We start from the raw sequence: 18,348 nt of genomic DNA on the forward strand, positions 1-18,348 counted from the left end.
GGACATATCCGACCGGTTACGGGAGCCGACCCGGGCGACATGCACGCGACAATGCGTCGCCCCTGCGCCCAAATTGCGCGACCTCGTGTCTGTTGTGGCGTGCGTCACCACCCCGCCACACTGTCGCATCCGCAAGGAAACAACGAATGATCTTCGAATTTCGTTGAATCGACAGGCTCGGAGGGGCGGGAATGGCAGAAACGCGCACGCGAGAGGTCCATCGACTCAAAGCGAATTCCGTAGGTCTGGTCGGCGTCGTGTTCATGGCGGTCGCCACCGCCGCGCCGATCACCGCGATGACCGGCAACCTCCCCATAGCCGTCGGTTTCGGCAACGGCACGGGCGCGCCGGCGGGCTACCTCTTCGCCACGCTCGTGCTGACGGTCTTCTCGGTCGGATACGTCGCCATGGCCAAGCGGATCACGGCCGCGGGCGCCTTCTACGGCTACATCTCGCACGGGCTGGGCCGGATCGCCGGGATGGCCTCCGGAATGCTGGCCGTGATGGCGTACGTCGTCTTCGAGGCGTCCATCGTCGGTGTCTTCTCGTACTTCGCGAAGACCACCGTCCACGACCAGCTGGGTGTCGACCTGCCGTGGATCCTCTACGCGGCCGTCATGCTCGCCGTCACGGCCGTCCTGTCGTACTTCGACATCAATCTCACCGCGAAGGCGCTCGGCGTGATGCTGATCGCCGAGATCGCCGTGCTGTTCGCGGTGGCCACGGCCGTGCTCGTGCGGGGCGGCGGCCCCGACGGCATCCCGGTCGAGCCGGTCAACCCGGTCAATGCCTTCAAGGGCCCGAGCGCCGGTCTCGGACTCTTCTTCGCCTTCTGGTCGTGGGTCGGCTTCGAGTCGACGGCGATGTACGGCGAGGAGTCCCGTGACCCGAAACGGGTCATCCCGCGCGCCACGCTGATCTCGGTCGTCGGTGTCGGACTGTTCTACATCTACGTCTCCTGGATGACGATCGCCGGCAACGGCCTGAAGGGCTCGGTGAAGGTCTCCTCCGGCACGAGCCCTCTCGACCTGTTCTTCGACCCGGCGCACGCCTTCATCGGCGCCTGGGCGGTCGACGCCTTCCAATGGCTGCTGATCACCGGCTCGTTCGCCTGCGGGATGGCCTTCCACCAGTGCGCGTCCCGCTACCTGTACGCGATCGGGCGCGAGGGCTTCCTGCATCCGGCCCTGGGCCGTACGCACGCGCGGCACGGCTCTCCGTACATCGCCTCGTTCGTGCAATCCGTCATCGCCGTCGCGCTCGTGTCCGCCTTCTGGCTGACCGGGCAGGACCCGTACGTCCACCTCTACACGCTGCTCGCGATCCTCGGCACGATGGCGATCCTCATCGTGCAGACGCTGTGCTCGTTCGCGGTCATCGGCTACTTCCGCAAGAACCACCCCGAGGACCGGCACTGGTTCAAGACCTTCACTGCGCCCCTGATCGGCGGGATCGGCATGATCGCGGTGGTCGTGCTGCTGGTGCTGAACCTGGACACCGCGGCCGGTACGGCGGCGGACTCGCTCTTCTTCAAGGCCATCCCGTGGATCGTCGGCCTGGTCTTCTTCGGCGGCCTCGGCCTCGGGTTCTACCTCAAGGCCCGGCAGCCGGAGCGCTACGACATCATCGGCCGGATCGTCCTCGAGGACGCGGCCGAGCGCACGGGTGACGCAGTCAAGGAACCTTTCACAACCGTCTGAGGAACTCCCCATGTCCCGTACGAACTCGTCCCGTACGAACTCGTCCCGTACGAACTCGTCCCGTACGACCTCGTCCCATGCGAACGCGGCCCGTACGCACACGATGCACTCCCTGCGCACCCTCGTCGCCGACCACGCTGCCGCCCGCCGGCTCGGCCTGCCCGTGGAGGAGGCGCGCGTCACTCGGCGCTCCCTCCTGAAGGGCGCGGCCGCCCTCGCGGCGACCGCTACGGCGACCACGACCGCGAGCGTGGCGGCCGCGCCCGGAGCCGCCGCCTCCTCCTCCTCCGCTCCCCGTATCGCCGTCGTGGGCGCCGGAATCGCCGGGCTCACCGCCGCCCTCACCCTCCACGACGCGGGGTACGCCTGCACGCTCTACGAGGCCAACCCGGATCGCGTCGGCGGCCGCATGTACTCCCAGCGCGACCACTGGGCGTACGGCCAGACCTCCGAGATCGGCGGTGAGCTGATCGACACCAGTCACAAGAAAATGCTGGAGCTTTGCCGCCGCTTCGCACTGCCCACCGAGGACTTCCTCGGAGGCGGCCCCAACGGGGCGGAGGAGGTCTTCTGGATCAACGGCGAGTACTACGCGCGCGATCAGGCCGACGAGGACTTCAAGGCGGTCTACCAGGCCCTCCACAAGGACCTCCAGGACTCCGGCGAGGTCTTCTGGAACCAGACCACGGCGGCCGGCACCGCCCTCGACAACATGTCGCTGTACGACTGGATCGACTCCCGTGTGCCGGGCGGCCACGGCTCGCCCCTCGGACGGCTCTTCGACGTCACGTACAACGTCGAGTACGGCGCCGACACCGTCGACCAGTCCTCGCTCGCCCTGGTCCTGCTGATGGGCTACCAGACCAATCCCGGCAACTTCAACATCTGGGGCCTGTCCAACGAGCGCTACCACATCACCGGCGGCAACGACCAACTCCCGCACGCCATGGCCGACTTCCTGCCCGACGGCACGATCCGCCAGGGCTGGTCCCTCAACGCGGTGAAGGCCAACAGCGACGGCACGCAAACGCTTACGTTCACCGAATCCGGCGCCACCCGCACGGTCACCGCCGACCGCACCATCCTGTGCGTGCCGCTGCCGATCCTGCAGCGACTCGACCTCACCAAGGCCGCCTTCGACACCCGCATGACGAACCTGCTGCGCGACGCCCGCATGGGCTATTGCACCAAACTCAACATGCAGTTCTCCAGCCGTCCTTGGCGCGGCACCGGCGCATGGCCCGGCGTTTCGGCGGGCGACTGCTTCACCGACACCGAGGTCCAGCAGACCTGGGACACCACCAAGGTCCAGCCGGGCACGGGCGGCATCCTCCTCCAGTACGGCGGCGGCAGCCTCGCCAAGTCGCTGACGCCCGCGAGCCCGTTCTCGTACGAGAGCGATCCCTACGTCACCGGCCTGGCCGGGAAGTACCTCACGGACATCGACGCCTTCTTCCCCGGTACGTCGGCGGCCTGGACCGGGAAGGCCCAGCTCTCCGCCTGGCACCTCAACCCGCACTCCCTGGGCGCCTATTCGTACTGGCCCGTGGGCTATCTCCACCGGTACGCGGGCTACGAGGGTGTCGCCCAGGGCAACATCCACATCGGCGGCGAGCACTGTTCTTACGACTTCCAGGGCTTCATGGAGGGCGGCGCGACCGAAGGCGAGCGCGCCGCGCGGGAGGTGATCGCCGCCCTCGCGTAAACGCTTACGAAAACGTATGCGCAAGCGCTTACGCGGGCGTCCGCGCAATCGTTTGCGCAAACGATTGCGTAAACGCTTACGCGGGCTTGATGTTGTGGTTGAAGCGGAAGACGTTGTCCGGGTCGTACTCGGCCTTCACGGCGGAGAGGCGCCGGAGGTTCTCGGAGCCGAGGCCGGCCACGACCCGGTCGCCGCCTTCGTCCCCGATGAAGTTGAGGTACACCGCGCCGGTGCGCCAGGGGTGGACTTCGGCGCGGACCCGCTCGACCCACTGGATGCAGCGCTCGTCGTCGGCCGGGTCCTCCCAGATCCCGAAGGGGTGCACGCACCAGGGCGCGTCCCGGTAGGGCACCGGGAACCGGGCAGGGCCCGAGGCGATCGCGCCCCCCTGGGGGAACAGCATGTGCTGGGTTCCCGTGGGCACGGGCACGGACTCGCCGAGGGCGCAGAAGACGTCCACGACTTCGTCGGGCAGGCCCGTCAGATACTCCGCCGACCAGTGGTTCCGCAGACCGGGCGGGTTGTCGAGCATGCACTGGAGGTCGGGGTAGGGGAGGGCGGTGAGAACCTCGGCCTCGTGCGGCAGCGCCACCAGCGGCTGAGCGAGTATGCGCAGGTCCTGCTCGCCGCCGACATACGTGAGGAGAGCGGCGATCAGCCGCTTGCCGACCATGTGCTCGGGGACGAACTCCTCGGGCGGGCCTGTCGTATACATGAAGACGCCGCTCACCTCCGACGGGCCGTTCTCGATGACCTCGCGGTAGATGCGGAGCACGTCCGGGCCGGCATCCGGCTGGTACATCAGCAGGGCGATCGCGAGCTCGGGGAGCGGGTGCAGCTTCAGGGTCAGCGCGGTCGCGACGCCGAAGTTCCCGCCGCCGCCGTGCAGCGCCCAGAACAGCTCGGGGTTCTCATGGTCGGTGGCCAGAACCGTCGAGCCGTCGGGCGTCACCAGTTCGACGCCGAGCAGGTTGTCGACGGCGAGGCCGAAGGTCCGGTCGAGCCAGCCGTTTCCACCGCCGAGTACGAAGCCGCCGACGCCGGTGGTCGAGACGCGGCCGCCGGTGGTCGCCAGGCCGTACGGCTGGGTGGCGTGGTCGAGGTGCCTCATGAGGGCGCCGCCCTCGATCCGTACCGTCTCGGAACCGGGATGGACCGTCACCGTGTGCATCCTGCGCAGATCGACGACCAGGCCGTTGTCGTTGAGCGACATGCCCGACACGCTGTGGCCGCCGCCGCGCACCGCGATCTTCAGGTCCAGCTCGCGCGCGAAGCGCACCGAACGGGCGACATCGGCCTCGCCCTCGCACTGCGCGATCACGGCGGGGCGCCGGTCGATCATCGCGTTGAAGATCGTCCGGGCCTCGTCGTACCCGGGATCGTCCGGGGCGAACACGTCGCCGACCAGATCCGCGCGGAGTGCGGCGAGCGCCGCGCCCGCCTTCGAAAGGGGAGCCATGGCGGCCGCCCCCTTCCAGCAGGGGACAGGACCAGTTTTCAGCGTAGGCGGTCTCCCGGCCGGACGGCGTGGGAAGCCGAGGGTCGTCGGTGGCCGGACGCGCGGTTCCCCACGCCCCTCACGGGGCGCGCGAACCACCACTCGCCGTCAGCCGCCGTACGCGCCGCTCGCCGTCAGCCTCAGTGCCGTGTCGATCAAGGGCACGTGGCTGAACGCCTGCGGGAAGTTCCCGACCTGGCGCTGCAGCCGCGGGTCCCACTCCTCGGCCAGCAGACCGAGGTCGTTGCGCAGTGCCAGCAGCTTCTCGAACAGCTTGCGGGCCTCGTCCACGCGGCCGATCATCGCGAGGTCGTCCGCCATCCAGAACGAGCACGCCAGGAAGGCGCCCTCGTCGCCCTCCAGACCGTCCACGCCCGCGTGTTCACCGGCGGTCGGGTAGCGCAGGATGAAGCCGTCCGTCGTGGACAGCTCGCGCTGGATCGCCTCGATGGTGCCGATCACGCGCTTGTCGTCCGGCGGCAGGAAGCCCATCTGCGGGATGAGAAGCAGCGAGGCGTCGAGCTCCTTGGAGCCGTACGACTGCGTGAACGTGTTGCGCTCCTTGTCGTAGCCCTTCTCGCACACGTCCCGGTGCATGTTGTCGCGCAGTTCGCGCCACTTCTCCAGCGGGCCGTCCGCGTCACCGGACTCGATGAGCTTGATCGTGCGGTCGACGGCGACCCAGGCCATCACCTTGGAGTGCACGAAGTGGCGGCGCGGGCCGCGAACTTCCCAGATGCCCTCGTCCGGCTGGTCCCAGTGGTTCTCCAGGTAGCGGATCAGCTTCAACTGCAGGAGCGAGGCGTAGTCGTTGCGCGACAGGCCCGTCATGTGGGCGAGGTGCAGGGCCTCGGTGACCTCGCCGTACACATCCAGCTGGAGCTGGTGGGCGGCGCCGTTCCCGACGCGTACGGGAGTCGAACCCTCGTATCCGGGCAGCCAGTCGAGCTCCGCCTCGCCCAACTCCCGTTCGCCCGCGATGCCGTACATGATCTGCAGGTTCTCCGGGTCTCCCGCGACCGCGCGCAGCAGCCACTCGCGCCAGGCGCGGGCCTCTTCGCGGTAGCCGGTGCGCAGCAGCGAGGAGAGGGTGATCGCGGCGTCGCGCAGCCATGTGTAGCGGTAGTCCCAGTTGCGTACGCCGCCGATCTCCTCCGGGAGCGAGGTCGTCGGGGCGGCGACGATGCCGCCCGTGGGCGCGTACGTCAGGGCCTTCAGCGTGATCAGCGAGCGGACGACGGCCTCGCGGTAGGGGCCGTGGTACGTGCACTGCTCGACCCACTCGCGCCAGAAGTCCTCGGTGGCCTCCAAGGACTGCTCCGGCTCGGGCAGTCCGGGAGGCTCCTTGTGCGAGGGCTCCCACGAGATGGTGAAGGCGAACCGGTCACCGGGCGCCACCGTGAAGTCGGCGTACGTGGTCAGCGCCTTGCCGTAGGTCTCGCAGGCGGTGTCGAACCACACCGAGTCGGGCCCGGCGACGGCGACCGTCCGCCCCTCGTGCTTGTGCACCCAGGGCACCACGCGGCCGTACGAGAAACGCATGCGCAGCGCGGAGCGCATCGGCACCCGGCCGGTCACGCCCTCGACGATGCGGATCAGCTGCGGTGCGCCGTCGCGCGGGGGCATGAAATCGGTCACACGGACCGTGCCGCGCGGGGTGTCCCACTCGGATTCGAGGATCAGCGAGTCGCCGCGGTACCTGCGGCGCGCCGCCGTCGGCGGTTCGGCATCGGCCGAGTGCGCCGGGCCGAGCCGCCAGAACCCGTGTTCCTCCGTGCCGAGCAGCCCAGCGAAGATGGCATGGGAGTCGAAGCGGGGCAGGCACAGCCAGTCGACTGTGCCGTCCCTGCAGACCAGCGCAGCTGTCTGCATGTCTCCGATGAGTGCGTAATCCTCGATGCGCCCGGCCACGTGCATCTCCAGTCGAACGGCCACGTCGCCCCCCGAGGGGCGGTCGCTCTGCGGTCAGGGAACGTTGTTAATGCGGAACGTCGGTTGATGGGGAACGTCAGTTGTGCGGAACGATGGTCATGTGTCGCTGCGAGACGTCAATTGTCGGTGCGATTGGCATTGCGATTGTCGTTTCGAAACGAACTGACGAGCTCTCGTTGTTCCGGGGTACGGGCGGGGATGGTGCCGTGTGCCGGCCGGGCTCGGCAGCGAGTGTCCGAGCAGGATACGACGCACGTGGAAGATCCGCGTGCCGCTCCCGTCAACCCGGGTGGGCCGATCGAGTGAGCGCCGTGTGGGGTCTGTGCCGACGTGTGTGCGGAGCGTGGCCGGAAGCGGTCTCGTCCCGTCGCTGATACCCTGGTAGCCCGTGGACCGGTGGGCAAGAAACCCCCGAACCGCAGCGACGGCACCTCCGGAAATCTCCGGACCACACGCCGGTACGCACCCCAGACCGCGACCACGGGAGCCCCCTCTTGGCCATGCCGCCCAAATCCACGACGACCAAGCACATCTTCGTCACCGGGGGTGTCGCCTCCTCCCTCGGCAAGGGCCTGACCGCCTCCAGCCTGGGCGCGCTGCTCAAGGCGCGGGGTCTGCGGGTCACGATGCAGAAGCTCGACCCGTACCTGAACGTCGACCCGGGCACCATGAACCCGTTCCAGCACGGCGAGGTGTTCGTCACCAACGACGGCGCCGAGACCGACCTGGACATCGGTCACTACGAGCGCTTCCTCGACGTGGACCTGGACGGCTCGGCCAACGTCACCACCGGCCAGGTGTACTCGACGGTCATCGCCAAGGAGCGGCGCGGTGAGTACCTGGGCGACACCGTGCAGGTCATCCCGCACATCACCAACGAGATCAAGCACCGCATCCGCCGTATGGCCACCGACGACGTCGACGTCGTCATCACCGAGGTCGGCGGCACGGTCGGCGACATCGAGTCCCTGCCGTTCCTGGAGACGGTCCGCCAGGTCCGTCACGAGGTCGGCCGCGACAACGTATTCGTGGTGCACATCTCGCTCCTCCCGTACATCGGTCCGTCCGGGGAGCTGAAGACGAAGCCGACCCAGCACTCGGTTGCGGCGCTGCGCAACATCGGTATTCAGCCGGACGCGATCGTGCTGCGCGCCGACCGTGAGGTGCCCACCGCGATCAAGCGCAAGATCTCGCTGATGTGCGACGTCGACGAGGCGGCCGTGGTCGCGGCCATCGACGCCAAGTCGATCTACGACATCCCGAAGGTCCTGCACACCGAGGGTCTCGACGCGTACGTCGTGCGCAAGCTGGACCTGCCCTTCCGCGACGTGGACTGGACGACCTGGGACGACCTGCTCGACCGCGTCCACAACCCGGTCCACGAGATCAACCTGGCGCTCGTCGGCAAGTACATCGACCTGCCCGACGCCTATCTGTCCGTGACCGAGGCCCTCCGCGCGGGCGGCTTCGCCAACAAGGCCCGCGTGAAGATCAAGTGGGTCACCTCGGACGACTGCAAGACCCCGGCGGGCGCCGCGGGGCAGCTCGGCGACGTCGACGCGATCTGCATCCCCGGTGGCTTCGGCGACCGCGGTGTCTCCGGCAAGGTCGGCGCGATCCAGTACGCCCGCGAGAACAGGATCCCGCTGCTCGGCCTCTGCCTCGGACTGCAGTGCATCGTGATCGAGGCCGCGCGCAATCTGGCCGACATCCTGGACGCCAACTCCACCGAGTTCGACTCCGCCACCGCACACCCGGTCATCTCCACCATGGCCGAGCAGCTCGACATCGTGGCGGGCGAGGGCGACATGGGCGGCACCATGCGCCTGGGTATGTATCCGGCCAAGCTCGCCGACGGTTCGATCGTGCGCGAGGTGTACGACGGCAAGGAGTACGTCGAGGAGCGCCACCGTCACCGCTACGAGGTGAACAACGCCTACCGCGCCGAGCTGGAGAAGAAGGCCGGTCTGCAGTTCTCCGGCACCTCCCCGGACGGCAAGCTCGTCGAGTACGTCGAGTACCCGCGCGACGTTCACCCCTACCTGGTCGCGACCCAGGCGCACCCCGAGCTGCGCTCTCGCCCGACCCGCCCGCACCCGCTCTTCGCCGGCCTGGTCAAGGCCGCGGTGGAGCGCAAGACGGGCAAGTAACACAACGGTTGTACGGTGGCCGGGGTGCGTGTCTTTCGAGGTGCGCGCCCCGGTCTCCGTCGCAGCCTCGCTGTGGCCGATTTCTTTCGGCCGTGACCGGCTCTTTTGTACGTGTGGGAAGGACAGGCCATGACGCTCAAGGACACCGCCGAGGAGTGGGAGGTCCGAGCGACCGAGACTCCCTTCAAGGGCAACAAGACCTCGGTGCGCACCGACGACGTGGTCATGCCCGACGGATCGGTCGCCCGCCGCGACTACCAGGTCCACCCCGGTTCCGTGGCCGTCCTCGCCCTCGACGACGAGGGCCGTGTGCTGGTCATCCGGCAGTACCGCCACCCCGTACGCCACAAGCTCTGGGAGATCCCCGCGGGCCTCCTCGACATCCCGGGCGAGAACCCGCTGCACGCCGCCCAGCGCGAGCTCTACGAAGAGGCGCACGTCAAGGCCGAGGACTGGCGCGTGCTGACCGACGTCTACACGACGCCCGGCGGCTGCGACGAGGCCGTGCGCATCTTCCTCGCCCGCGACCTCTCCGAAGCCGAGGGACAGCGCTTCGAGGTCGAGGACGAAGAGGCCGACATGGAGCTGGCCAGGGTCTCCGTCGACGAGCTCGTACGGGGCGTGCTCGCCGGTGACCTGCACAACAACTGCCTCGTCGTCGGCGTCCTTTCCCTGGTCGCCGCGCGGCACGGCGACGGCCTCGACGCGCTGCGCCCCGCGGAGGCGCCGTGGCCCGCGCGGCCCTTCGAGGTCTGACCCACCTCTGACGCCACCCCGACGCCATCAGTCCTACGATCGCCTGATCCGATCGGGGGACGTGTCCGCCGCGCTCCTCCCAGATCGTCGCAGAGCGTGAACTAGGCTCTGGAAACGCCCGAACCGGAGTCCCGGCGGGCCCCAGCGTGCAGTGGGACGGGAGTGTGGCCCGTGGCGGATCAGGCGGTGGACAACGGCGGCACGAAGGTGTCGGCCAAGGGGCAGCGCCCGGCTGCCGGGTCCGCTCCTACGGAGGGTCAGTTCCTCGGCCGTACAAGAGAGTTGAAGGAACTCCGGGCCGACATCGAGCGCGCGGGCCTGGACACCCTCTCCGGCAGGAAGGCGCCACGCGCGCGCGTGCTGCTCATCGCGGGCAAGCCCGGCTCGGGCCGCACCGCGCTCGCCGAGGAGCTCGTACGGCAGGTCGCCGAGAGTTACCCCGACGGGGTGCTGCGCGCCCGGCTCACCGAGCCCGACGGCACCCGGGTGCCCACCGAGCGCACCGCACGGGAGCTTCTCTCCGCCCTGGAGCGGCCCACGCCGCCCGGGGCCGCCGACGACGACCTGACCGAGGCGGTGCGCGAGGCCCTCGCCACCCGTCGCGTGCTGCTGCTGCTCGACGACGCGGCCGACGCCGAGCAGGTCGACGCGCTGCTGCCCGCTACCCCGGAGTGCCTGGTCGTCGCCGTCTCCGGCGGACCCCTCACCGGCATCGCGGACGTCCGTCCCTGCACCCTGGGCGGTCTGGACACCAAGTCCGCCCTGGAACTCCTCGACCGCTTCACCGGCTCGGTGCGCATCACCGTCGACCCGCTCGCCGCCGAGGGCCTGGTGGAACTGTGCGCGGGCCAGCCCGCCGCCCTGGTACTCGCCGGCGGCTGGCTCGCGGCCCGCCCGCAGTCCGCCGTCGCCGACCTGGCCAAGCATCTGCGCAGCGACGGTGAGGAGGGCTCGCCGCTGGCCCGTGTCCTGCGGCTCAGCTACGCCTCACTGCCGAGCACCGCCGCGCGGATACTGCGACTGCTCTCGCTGGCCCCCGCCGGCCTCATCGACCCGCACACCGCGTCCGCGCTGGCCGGCTGCTCGGTGGGCACCGCCCGCACCATGCTGGACGACTTCGCCGCGCTCGGCCTGATCCGGCCCGTCGAGTCCCCGCTGCCCCAGTACGAGGTGCCCGGCTGTCTGCAGCCGCTGCTGCGCGCGCTCGCCGAGACCCACGACCGCCCGGCCGAGCTGCAGCTGGCCCGCGCCCGGATGCTGGAGCGGACCGTGCGGCTGCTGGTGTCCTGCCGCGCCATCACCGAGACCGACAGCTCGCCCGCCCGCGAGAAGCTCGCCGGAATGCCGCGCGCCCTGCGCTTCCCGAATCCCCGGGCCGCCGCCGACTGGCTGCGCGTCCGGCAGCCCGCACTGCTGGCCTCCGCCCGGCTCGCGGTCGCCGACGGCGAGCTGGACACGCTGGCCCGCCGCCTCATGGCCGCGCTGGTGAGGGCGATGGTCGCGCACGTCGGTACGCGGGCGGCGGCGCCCGAGCTGTACGGCATCCACCGGCTCGTCCTGGACGTCGCCGAGCGCCGGAACCTGCCCCGCGAGAAGGCCGCGGCCCTGCTGAACCTCGCCGATCTGGACGCGCAGACCGGCCGTACGGCCGAGGCGCTGGCCCGCTACAGGGCCGCCCTGGACGCCGGGCGCGAAGCAAATGACCCGTATGCGACCGGCCGCGCGATGGAATCCGTAGGCGGCGCCCACCAGGAGCTGGGGGACTACGACCGGGCCGCCGACTGGTACGGCAGAGCGCTCGCCCAGCGGCTCGCCCGCGACGAGCGGGTGGACGCGGCCCGCCTGTACGGCCGGATCGCCACCGCGAACACCTACGCGGGCCGCTACGGCGAGGCGCTGCGCAACTGGCGCGCCGCCGTCAGCGGTCACCGCAAGAACGCTGATGTGGCCGCCCAGGCCCGGGCGTTGAGCGAGCTGGCGCGGGTCCAGGAGTACGCGGGGCGGCCCGAGGAGTCGCTGCGCACCTGCCAGGAGGCGGTCGAGTGGGCCCGGCGCGTCGACGACGTACGACTGCAGGCCGCGCTGCAGCTCAGGCTGGCCGACACCCTGGACCGGCTCGGCGACCCGGCGGCCGCCAAGCTGCACCGCGGCGCGGCCGAGCGAATGCTGGGTGATGAGCTCCTCGAGACCGCTTCGGTCAGGGAACAAGGTGCTAACGCCTACGAAATCCGCAGTACATCCGCAGAAGATTGATGCAATGAAAGGCTAGACAGAGAGAACACCTTCATTAAACTGGCTCTGCCGCACCTTCTCCTGCGGTGTCTCCCGATGTGCCCCCGTACATGTGGGTATGTCTTGTAATGCACCACATCCCCTGAGCCAAGGACCGTGATCGACGTGAAGGTCGGTATCCCCCGCGAGGTCAAGAACAACGAGTTCCGGGTGGCCATCACCCCTGCCGGCGTGCACGAGCTGGTGCGCAACGGCCACCAGGTCTTCATCGAGCAGAACGCCGGCGTCGGCTCCTCGATCACGGACGACGAGTTCGTTTCCGCCGGTGCGCAGATCCTTCCCACCGCCGACGAGGTCTGGGCCACCGCCGACCTGCTGCTGAAGGTCAAGGAGCCCATCGCGGAGGAGTACCACCGCCTCCGCAAGGACCAGACGCTCTTCACCTACCTGCACCTGGCCGCCTCCAAGGAGTGCACGGACGCGCTGATCGAGTCCGGCACCACGGCGATCGCCTACGAGACGGTCGAGCTGCCGAACCGCGCGCTGCCGCTGCTCGCTCCGATGTCCGAGGTCGCGGGCCGTCTGGCCCCGCAGGTCGGCGCGTACCACCTGATGCGCGCGGCCGGCGGCCGCGGCGTCCTGCCGGGCGGTGTCCCGGGCGTGGTCCCGGCCAAGGCCGTCGTCATCGGCGGTGGCGTCTCCGGCTGGAACGCCGCGCAGATCGCCATCGGCATGGGCTTCGACGTGACCCTGCTCGACCGCGACATCAACAAGCTGCGTGAGGCCGACCGGATCTTCGGCACGAAGATCAAGGCCGTCATGTCCAACTCCTTCGAGCTGGAGAAGGCCGTCCTCGACGCCGACCTCGTCATCGGTGCCGTCCTCATCCCGGGTGCCAAGGCGCCGAAGCTGGTCACCAACGAGCTCGTGTCCCGGATGAAGCCGGGAAGTGTCCTTGTCGACATCGCGATCGACCAGGGCGGCTGCTTCGAGGACTCGCGTCCCACCACGCACGCCGAGCCGACCTTCGTGGTCCACAACTCGGTCTTCTACTGCGTCGCCAACATGCCCGGCGCTGTGCCGAACACCTCCACCAACGCCCTCACCAACGCCACGCTGCCCTACATCGTGTCGCTGGCCAACAACGGCTGGGTCGAGGCGCTGCGCCGTGACCCCGCGCTCGCCAAGGGTCTCAACACCCATGACGGCAAGGTGGTTTACCGCGAGGTCGCCGAGGCGCTCGGCCTGGAGCACGTCGAGCTGGAGACCCTGCTCGGTTAAGTCATCAACGGGTAAAAGGCGATACGTCAACACAGGTCGTCAGCCCAGCGCACCCGGCCGGACCTTGCTCGACAAGGTCCGGCCGGATGTGTGTCGGGTCACTTTGCGACACTCGTTCAACTCGCCACGAACGTAACTCTTCAGCCGATTCGCACACCGGTGAAACCTGCCGTGCGACGGCCTTACGCCCTTGACAGCGGGGTGTTCGGTTGCCGACACATCGGGTCGGGTCCGGCGGATTGTGTTGCTGCGGACCGGTGACACGCCATAGAGTCGCCAACCGTCGGCATGGTGCCACGCTGACCTATCTAGAAATTTCCTGGTCACCAAGGAGGTAAGACGACTTGTGAATGAGTCGACATTTTCTCCCGGGGGTGGTCAACCAGGAATGCCGGCGCGGGGCCAGAGCCCCACGGGGCTCGAGGCTGTCGGCTCCGTCGCTGTCCGAACCTTCGCAGCCCAAAAGAGTCCCCGGATGACTCAGACAGCACACCAGAGCATGGATGGCCATCACGTGAACGCCATGGCCGGCAACGGAAGTGGCGAGAACCGCACCCACTTCGCCGACTACGACGAACTGCCCGAGGGGCACTTCTACGACCCCGACGCCGAGTACGAGCCCGATCCGGAGTACGCGGCCACGCTCGCGCCCGACGCGGCCCGCCAGCGCCGTGAGCGCGTCGGTCCGACCGGCCGCCCGCTGCCGTACTTCCCGATCCCGGGCCCGCTGACCGACCACGGCCCCGCGAAGATCATCGCGATGTGCAACCAGAAGGGCGGCGTCGGCAAGACCACGTCGACCATCAACCTGGGTGCCGCGCTCGCGGAGTACGGACGCCGGGTCCTGCTCGTCGACTTCGACCCGCAGGGCGCGCTGTCCGTGGGTCTCGGCGTCAACCCCATGGAGCTCGACCTCACCGTCTACAACCTGCTCATGGAGCGGGGCATGGCGGCCGACGAGGTGCTCCTGAAGACGGCGGTCCCGAACATGGACCTGCTGCCCAGCAACATCGACCTGTCCGCCGCCGAAGTGCAGTTGGTGAGCGAGGTCGCCCGTGAGTCCACGCTGCAGCGCGCCCTGAAGCCGCTGATGGCCGACTACGACTACATCGTGATCGACTGTCAGCCCTCGCTCGGCCTGCTGACCGTCAACGCCCTGACGGCGGCTCACAAGGTGATCGTGCCGCTCGAGTGCGAGTTCTTCGCGCTGCGTGGTGTCGCGCTGCTCACCGAGACCATCGAGAAGGTCCAGGAGCGGCTCAACCCCGAGCTGGAGCTCGACGGCATCCTCGCCACGATGTACGACTCCCGCACGGTGCACAGCCGTGAGGTGCTCGCGCGCGTGGTCGAGGCCTTCGACGATCACGTCTACCACACGGTGATCGGCCGGACCGTCCGCTTCCCGGAGACCACGGTCGCCGGTGAGCCGATCACCACGTACGCGTCCAACTCCGTCGGTGCCGCCGCCTATCGCCAGCTCGCCAGGGAGGTGCTCGCCCGGTGTCACGCCGAGTGAGTCTGCCGGGGGCCGACGAACTGTTCCGTACCACCGGGGGAATGGCGCTCCAGGCGTCCACGCCCTCACGCCGGACCAACGGCGAGGCCCGGGTGCCCGCTCCCGCGGGCGAGAGCGACCCGGCGGCCGCCGGGGAGGACGCGCCCCAGTCGGTGCCCGTCCAGGGCGGTGACGGCGAGGGCGACGAACACGTCGCGGCCGACGCCGAGTCCGACGCGGGGGAGTCCCGCAGCCGGGGCGCCGCTCCGGAGCGCTCCGGGCGACGTGAGGCGGCGCAGGAAGGTTCTGCCCCCGCCGGGCAGTCCTCCCGCGGCAAGCGGGGGCGTGCCGCCAACCGTCGGCCCAGCGGGCGGGAGCGGCACGACGAGAAGATCACGGTGTACGTGTCCGCCGAGGAGCTCATGGATCTCGAGCACGCCCGGCTGGTGCTCCGCGGGGAGCACGGACTCGCGGTCGACCGTGGGCGGATCGTCCGCGAGGCGGTTGCCGTGGTGCTCGCGGATCTTGAATCCCGGGGGGACGCGAGCATCCTCGTACGACGGCTGCGTGGGCGGTAGCGGTAGCCTGCGACGGCTATGACCTCGAACGACGTCCCTTTCCCCGCCGGTGGCTCCGCCGGGCGTCGGCGTGTGCTCGGGCGGGGGCCCGGGGCGGCGCCGGCTCCTGTGGAGGAGCCGGTTGTGCCTCCTGTGGAGGAGCCGTTTGCGGCTCCTGCGGAGGCGGAGCCCGAGGCTGCTCCGCCTGTGGTGGAGCCTGAGCCGCCTGCGGCGGAGGGCGAGTCTCCGGTCGGGGTCGATTCTTCGGGTGCGGACCGTGGGGCGTTGGGCCCGCCCTCCCCCAAGCTCTCGGCTCCGCTCGAGCAGGGGGAACCCCCATCGCCGGGCGGGACGACTGCCCGCAACGCCGCCGGAGCTGCCGAGGAACCGCCTGCCGCCGAAACCGTCGCCGAGCCCGAAGCTTCCGCCGAGCCCGGTGACGGAGTCTTCAAAGTTCGGCTCTCGAACTTTGAGGGGCCCTTTGACCTGCTGCTTCAGCTGATTTCGAAGCACAAGCTCGATGTCACCGAAGTGGCGTTGTCCAAGGTCACCGATGAGTTCATGGCGCACATCAGGGCCATGGGGCCGGACTGGGACCTCGACCAGACGACCGAGTTTCTCGTCGTCGCGGCCACGCTGCTCGATCTCAAGGCCGCCCGGCTGCTGCCCTCCGCCGAGGTCGAGGACGAGGCCGACCTCGCGCTGCTGGAGGCGCGGGACCTGCTGTTCGCGCGGCTGCTGCAGTACCGCGCGTACAAGCAGATCGCGGACATCTTCAGCGCGCGGCTGGAGGAAGAGGGCCGCCGCTACCCCCGTACCGTCGGCCTCGAAGCCCATCACGCCGAGCTGCTGCCCGAGGTGGTCATCAGCATCGGGGCGGAGGGATTCGCGAAGCTCGCCGTGAAGGCGATGCAGCCCAGGCCCAAGCCGCAGGTGTACGTCGACCACATCCACGCGCCGCTGGTCAGTGTGCAGGAGCAGGCCGGGATCGTGGTGGCGCGGCTGCGGGAGCTCGGGCAGGCCAGTTTCCGCGCGCTCGTCGAGGACACCGACGACACCCTCACGGTCGTGGCCCGGTTCCTGGCGCTTCTGGAGCTCTACCGGGAGAAGGCCGTCGCGCTCGACCAGGATGAGGCCCTTGGGGACCTGGTGGTGCGCTGGACGGGCGGGGACGGGGACGAGCAGCCGACCGTCACGGACGAGTTCGACCGGCCGCCCGAGGAACCCAAGGACGAGGCCAAGAAGGAGAAGGCGTGAGCGAGGAGACCACCGAGATCCCGGCAGGGCTGCGCACCGTCGCCGACCTCGATCTCAAGCCCGCCCTGGAGGCCGTCCTCATGGTCGTGGACGAACCCGCGACCGAGGAGCACCTGGCGAAGATCCTGGAGCGGCCGCGGCGGCAGATCGCGGACGCGCTGCGCGAGCTGGCCGACGAGTACACCGTGCAGGCCCGCGGCTTCGAGCTGCGGCTCATCGCGGGTGGCTGGCGGTTCTACACCCGGCCCGAGTACGCGGCGGCCGTCGAGCGCTTCGTCCTGGACGGGCAGCAGGCCCGGCTCACGCAGGCGGCTCTGGAGACGCTCGCGGTCGTCGCGTACCGCCAGCCGGTCAGCCGTTCGAGGGTCTCCGCGGTCCGCGGAGTGAACTGTGACGGTGTGATGCGCACCCTGTTGCAGCGCGGTCTGGTCGAGGAGGCGGGCACGGAACCCGAAACAGGTGCGATCCTGTACAGGACGACGAACTACTTCCTGGAGCGAATGGGCCTGCGCGGCCTGGACGAGCTCCCGGAGCTCGCGCCCTTCCTCCCCGAGGCGGACGCGATCGAGGCAGAGACGCAGGAAGGGGTTCCGTCGTTCGATCCGGATGCTCCTGACGCTCCGGGGACAGACGACGCAGACGACTAGACGGAACTTTGATGCGAAGCAGCGGCAGCGGCAAGAGCGGTGGGCGCGGTAACTACCGCGGAGCCGGCAACGACAGGGACCAGAAGCAGGGGCAGGGCCGCCCCAGCAAGCCCCGCCCCGAGGAGCGCCGCTACGACGTGGGCCCAGGCGCCTCCAAGGACGGCCCGAAGTCCGGGCGCGGCAGCGCTGCCCGCGGCGGCGCCAAGGGCGGACCCAAGCAGGGCCAGCAGCGTGGCGGCCGTACGGAGCCCGCGCGCTCCCGCGAGTACGAGACGCGGGCCGAGGAGCGCAACCGGGACCGGTACGCGGGCAAGAAGGACATCAAGCTGCCCAAGACCTTCCCGGGCGCCGAGCAGGAGGGCGAGCGCCTGCAGAAGGTGCTCGCGCGCGCGGGCTACGGTTCCCGCCGCGCCTGCGAGGAGCTGGTCGAGCAGGCCCGGGTCGAGGTCAACGGCGAGATCGTCCTGGAGCAGGGTCTGCGCGTCGACCCGGAGAAGGACGAGATCAAGGTCGACGGGCTGACGGTCGCGACGCAGTCGTACCAGTTCTTCTCGCTGAACAAGCCCGCCGGTGTGGTCTCGACCATGGAGGACAACGAGGGCCGTCAGTGCCTCGGTGACTACGTGACGAACCGCGAGACGCGGCTCTTCCACGTCGGCCGGCTCGACACCGAGACCGAGGGCGTCATCCTGCTCACCAACCACGGTGAGCTGGCCCACCGCCTGACCCACCCCAAGTACGGCGTGAAGAAGGTCTACCTCGCGCACATCGTGGGCCCGATCCCGCGCGACCTGGGCAAGCGGCTCAAGGACGGCATCCAGCTGGAGGACGGGTACGCGAAGGCGGACCACTTCCGGGTCGTCGAGCAGACCGGCAAGAACTACCTGGTCGAGGTGACCCTCCACGAGGGTCGCAAGCACATCGTGCGCCGCATGCTCGCCGAGGCCGGCTTCCCGGTCGACAAGCTCGTGCGCGTGGCCTTCGGCCCGATCACCCTGGGCGACCAGAAGTCGGGCTGGCTGCGCCGCCTGTCGAACACCGAGGTCGGCATGCTCATGGCCGAGGTCGGCCTCTAGGCCGCACGGCCCCCTGGGTCTCGCGCGTAAGACGGCCGGTCCCGGAACTTCTCCGGGACCGG

Annotated in this window: 13 protein-coding genes; 11 read left to right on the forward strand and 2 right to left on the reverse strand. The window is 69.4% G+C overall.

From position 1 onward, the window contains the following. Positions 1 to 191 precede the first annotated feature (191 nt). Both ACZ4RZ_RS13680 and ACZ4RZ_RS13685 read left to right on the forward strand, forming a co-directional pair. On the forward strand, positions 192 to 1,700 hold the full coding sequence (locus ACZ4RZ_RS13680; RefSeq protein WP_467744367.1) for an APC family permease: 1,509 nt from the start codon (positions 192 to 194) through the stop codon (positions 1,698 to 1,700). 10 nt (positions 1,701 to 1,710) lie between these two features. Then, positions 1,711 to 3,405 (forward strand): flavin monoamine oxidase family protein, encoded by a 1,695-nt coding sequence (locus tag ACZ4RZ_RS13685; protein WP_467744369.1) that lies wholly within the window; start codon positions 1,711 to 1,713, stop codon positions 3,403 to 3,405. A 76-nt stretch (positions 3,406 to 3,481) separates the two neighbouring features. Here ACZ4RZ_RS13685 and ACZ4RZ_RS13690 read toward each other — a convergent pair whose 3' ends face one another. Together ACZ4RZ_RS13690 and ACZ4RZ_RS13695 are read right to left on the reverse strand one after the other, a co-directional pair. Then, complete coding sequence (locus tag ACZ4RZ_RS13690; RefSeq protein ID WP_467744371.1) at positions 3,482 to 4,864, reverse strand: FAD-binding protein; 1,383 nt, start codon at positions 4,862 to 4,864, stop codon at positions 3,482 to 3,484. A 147-nt stretch (positions 4,865 to 5,011) separates the two neighbouring features. Then, positions 5,012 to 6,814 carry a glycoside hydrolase family 15 protein gene (locus tag ACZ4RZ_RS13695; protein ID WP_467745052.1) on the reverse strand — a complete coding sequence of 601 codons (1,803 nt, stop codon included), beginning with the start codon at positions 6,812 to 6,814 and terminating at the stop codon, positions 5,012 to 5,014. A gap of 521 nt (positions 6,815 to 7,335) precedes the next feature. Here ACZ4RZ_RS13695 and ACZ4RZ_RS13700 point away from each other — a divergent pair. The 9 genes from ACZ4RZ_RS13700 (at position 7,336) to ACZ4RZ_RS13740 (ending at position 18,286) form a co-directional block, all read left to right on the forward strand. Then, a complete protein-coding gene (locus ACZ4RZ_RS13700; protein WP_467744372.1) occupies positions 7,336 to 8,985 on the forward strand; it encodes a CTP synthase in 1,650 nt (549 codons plus the stop codon). A 129-nt stretch (positions 8,986 to 9,114) separates the two neighbouring features. Beyond that, on the forward strand, positions 9,115 to 9,741 hold the full coding sequence (locus tag ACZ4RZ_RS13705) for an NUDIX domain-containing protein (protein WP_467744374.1): 627 nt from the start codon (positions 9,115 to 9,117) through the stop codon (positions 9,739 to 9,741). Positions 9,742 to 9,912: 171 nt separating this feature from the next. Continuing rightward, entirely contained in the window at positions 9,913 to 11,994 is a 2,082-nt protein-coding gene (locus tag ACZ4RZ_RS13710) for a tetratricopeptide repeat protein (protein WP_467744376.1), read from the forward strand. A gap of 144 nt (positions 11,995 to 12,138) precedes the next feature. After that, complete coding sequence (ald, locus tag ACZ4RZ_RS13715; RefSeq protein ID WP_467744378.1) at positions 12,139 to 13,254, forward strand: alanine dehydrogenase; 1,116 nt, start codon at positions 12,139 to 12,141, stop codon at positions 13,252 to 13,254. A gap of 388 nt (positions 13,255 to 13,642) precedes the next feature. Then, positions 13,643 to 14,770, forward strand: a complete 1,128-nt coding sequence (locus ACZ4RZ_RS13720; RefSeq protein ID WP_189191469.1) for a ParA family protein — start codon at positions 13,643 to 13,645, stop codon at positions 14,768 to 14,770. After that, a complete protein-coding gene (locus tag ACZ4RZ_RS13725) occupies positions 14,755 to 15,327 on the forward strand; it encodes a hypothetical protein (RefSeq protein ID WP_467744379.1) in 573 nt (190 codons plus the stop codon). The genes ACZ4RZ_RS13720 and ACZ4RZ_RS13725 overlap by 16 nt, the downstream gene beginning before the upstream one ends. 18 nt (positions 15,328 to 15,345) lie before the next feature. Beyond that, positions 15,346 to 16,563 carry a segregation and condensation protein A gene (locus ACZ4RZ_RS13730; RefSeq protein ID WP_467744381.1) on the forward strand — a complete coding sequence of 406 codons (1,218 nt, stop codon included), beginning with the start codon at positions 15,346 to 15,348 and terminating at the stop codon, positions 16,561 to 16,563. Further along, on the forward strand, positions 16,560 to 17,210 hold the full coding sequence (scpB, locus tag ACZ4RZ_RS13735; RefSeq protein WP_399088865.1) for an SMC-Scp complex subunit ScpB: 651 nt from the start codon (positions 16,560 to 16,562) through the stop codon (positions 17,208 to 17,210). The genes ACZ4RZ_RS13730 and scpB overlap by 4 nt, the downstream gene beginning before the upstream one ends. Positions 17,211 to 17,221: 11 nt before the next feature. Continuing rightward, positions 17,222 to 18,286, forward strand: coding sequence for a pseudouridine synthase (locus ACZ4RZ_RS13740; protein WP_467744383.1), 1,065 nt, complete (start codon positions 17,222 to 17,224; stop codon positions 18,284 to 18,286). The last annotated feature ends 62 nt before the right edge of the window (positions 18,287 to 18,348 follow it).

The organism is Streptomyces sp. NPDC027189 (assembly GCF_055566975.1).

Coding starts and splice junctions, on each gene's coding strand:
- ACZ4RZ_RS13680 (WP_467744367.1), top strand. CDS start 192: ATGGCAGAAACGCGCACGCGAGAGGTCCATCGACTCAAAGCGAATTCC.
- ACZ4RZ_RS13730 (WP_467744381.1), top strand. CDS start 15,346: ATGACCTCGAACGACGTCCCTTTCCCCGCCGGTGGCTCCGCCGGGCGT.
- ACZ4RZ_RS13740 (WP_467744383.1), top strand. CDS start 17,222: ATGCGAAGCAGCGGCAGCGGCAAGAGCGGTGGGCGCGGTAACTACCGC.
- ACZ4RZ_RS13685 (WP_467744369.1), top strand. CDS start 1,711: ATGTCCCGTACGAACTCGTCCCGTACGAACTCGTCCCGTACGAACTCG.
- ACZ4RZ_RS13705 (WP_467744374.1), top strand. CDS start 9,115: ATGACGCTCAAGGACACCGCCGAGGAGTGGGAGGTCCGAGCGACCGAG.
- ACZ4RZ_RS13720 (WP_189191469.1), top strand. CDS start 13,643: ATGCCGGCGCGGGGCCAGAGCCCCACGGGGCTCGAGGCTGTCGGCTCC.
- ACZ4RZ_RS13690 (WP_467744371.1), bottom strand. CDS start 4,864: ATGGCTCCCCTTTCGAAGGCGGGCGCGGCGCTCGCCGCACTCCGCGCG.
- ACZ4RZ_RS13700 (WP_467744372.1), top strand. CDS start 7,336: ATGCCGCCCAAATCCACGACGACCAAGCACATCTTCGTCACCGGGGGT.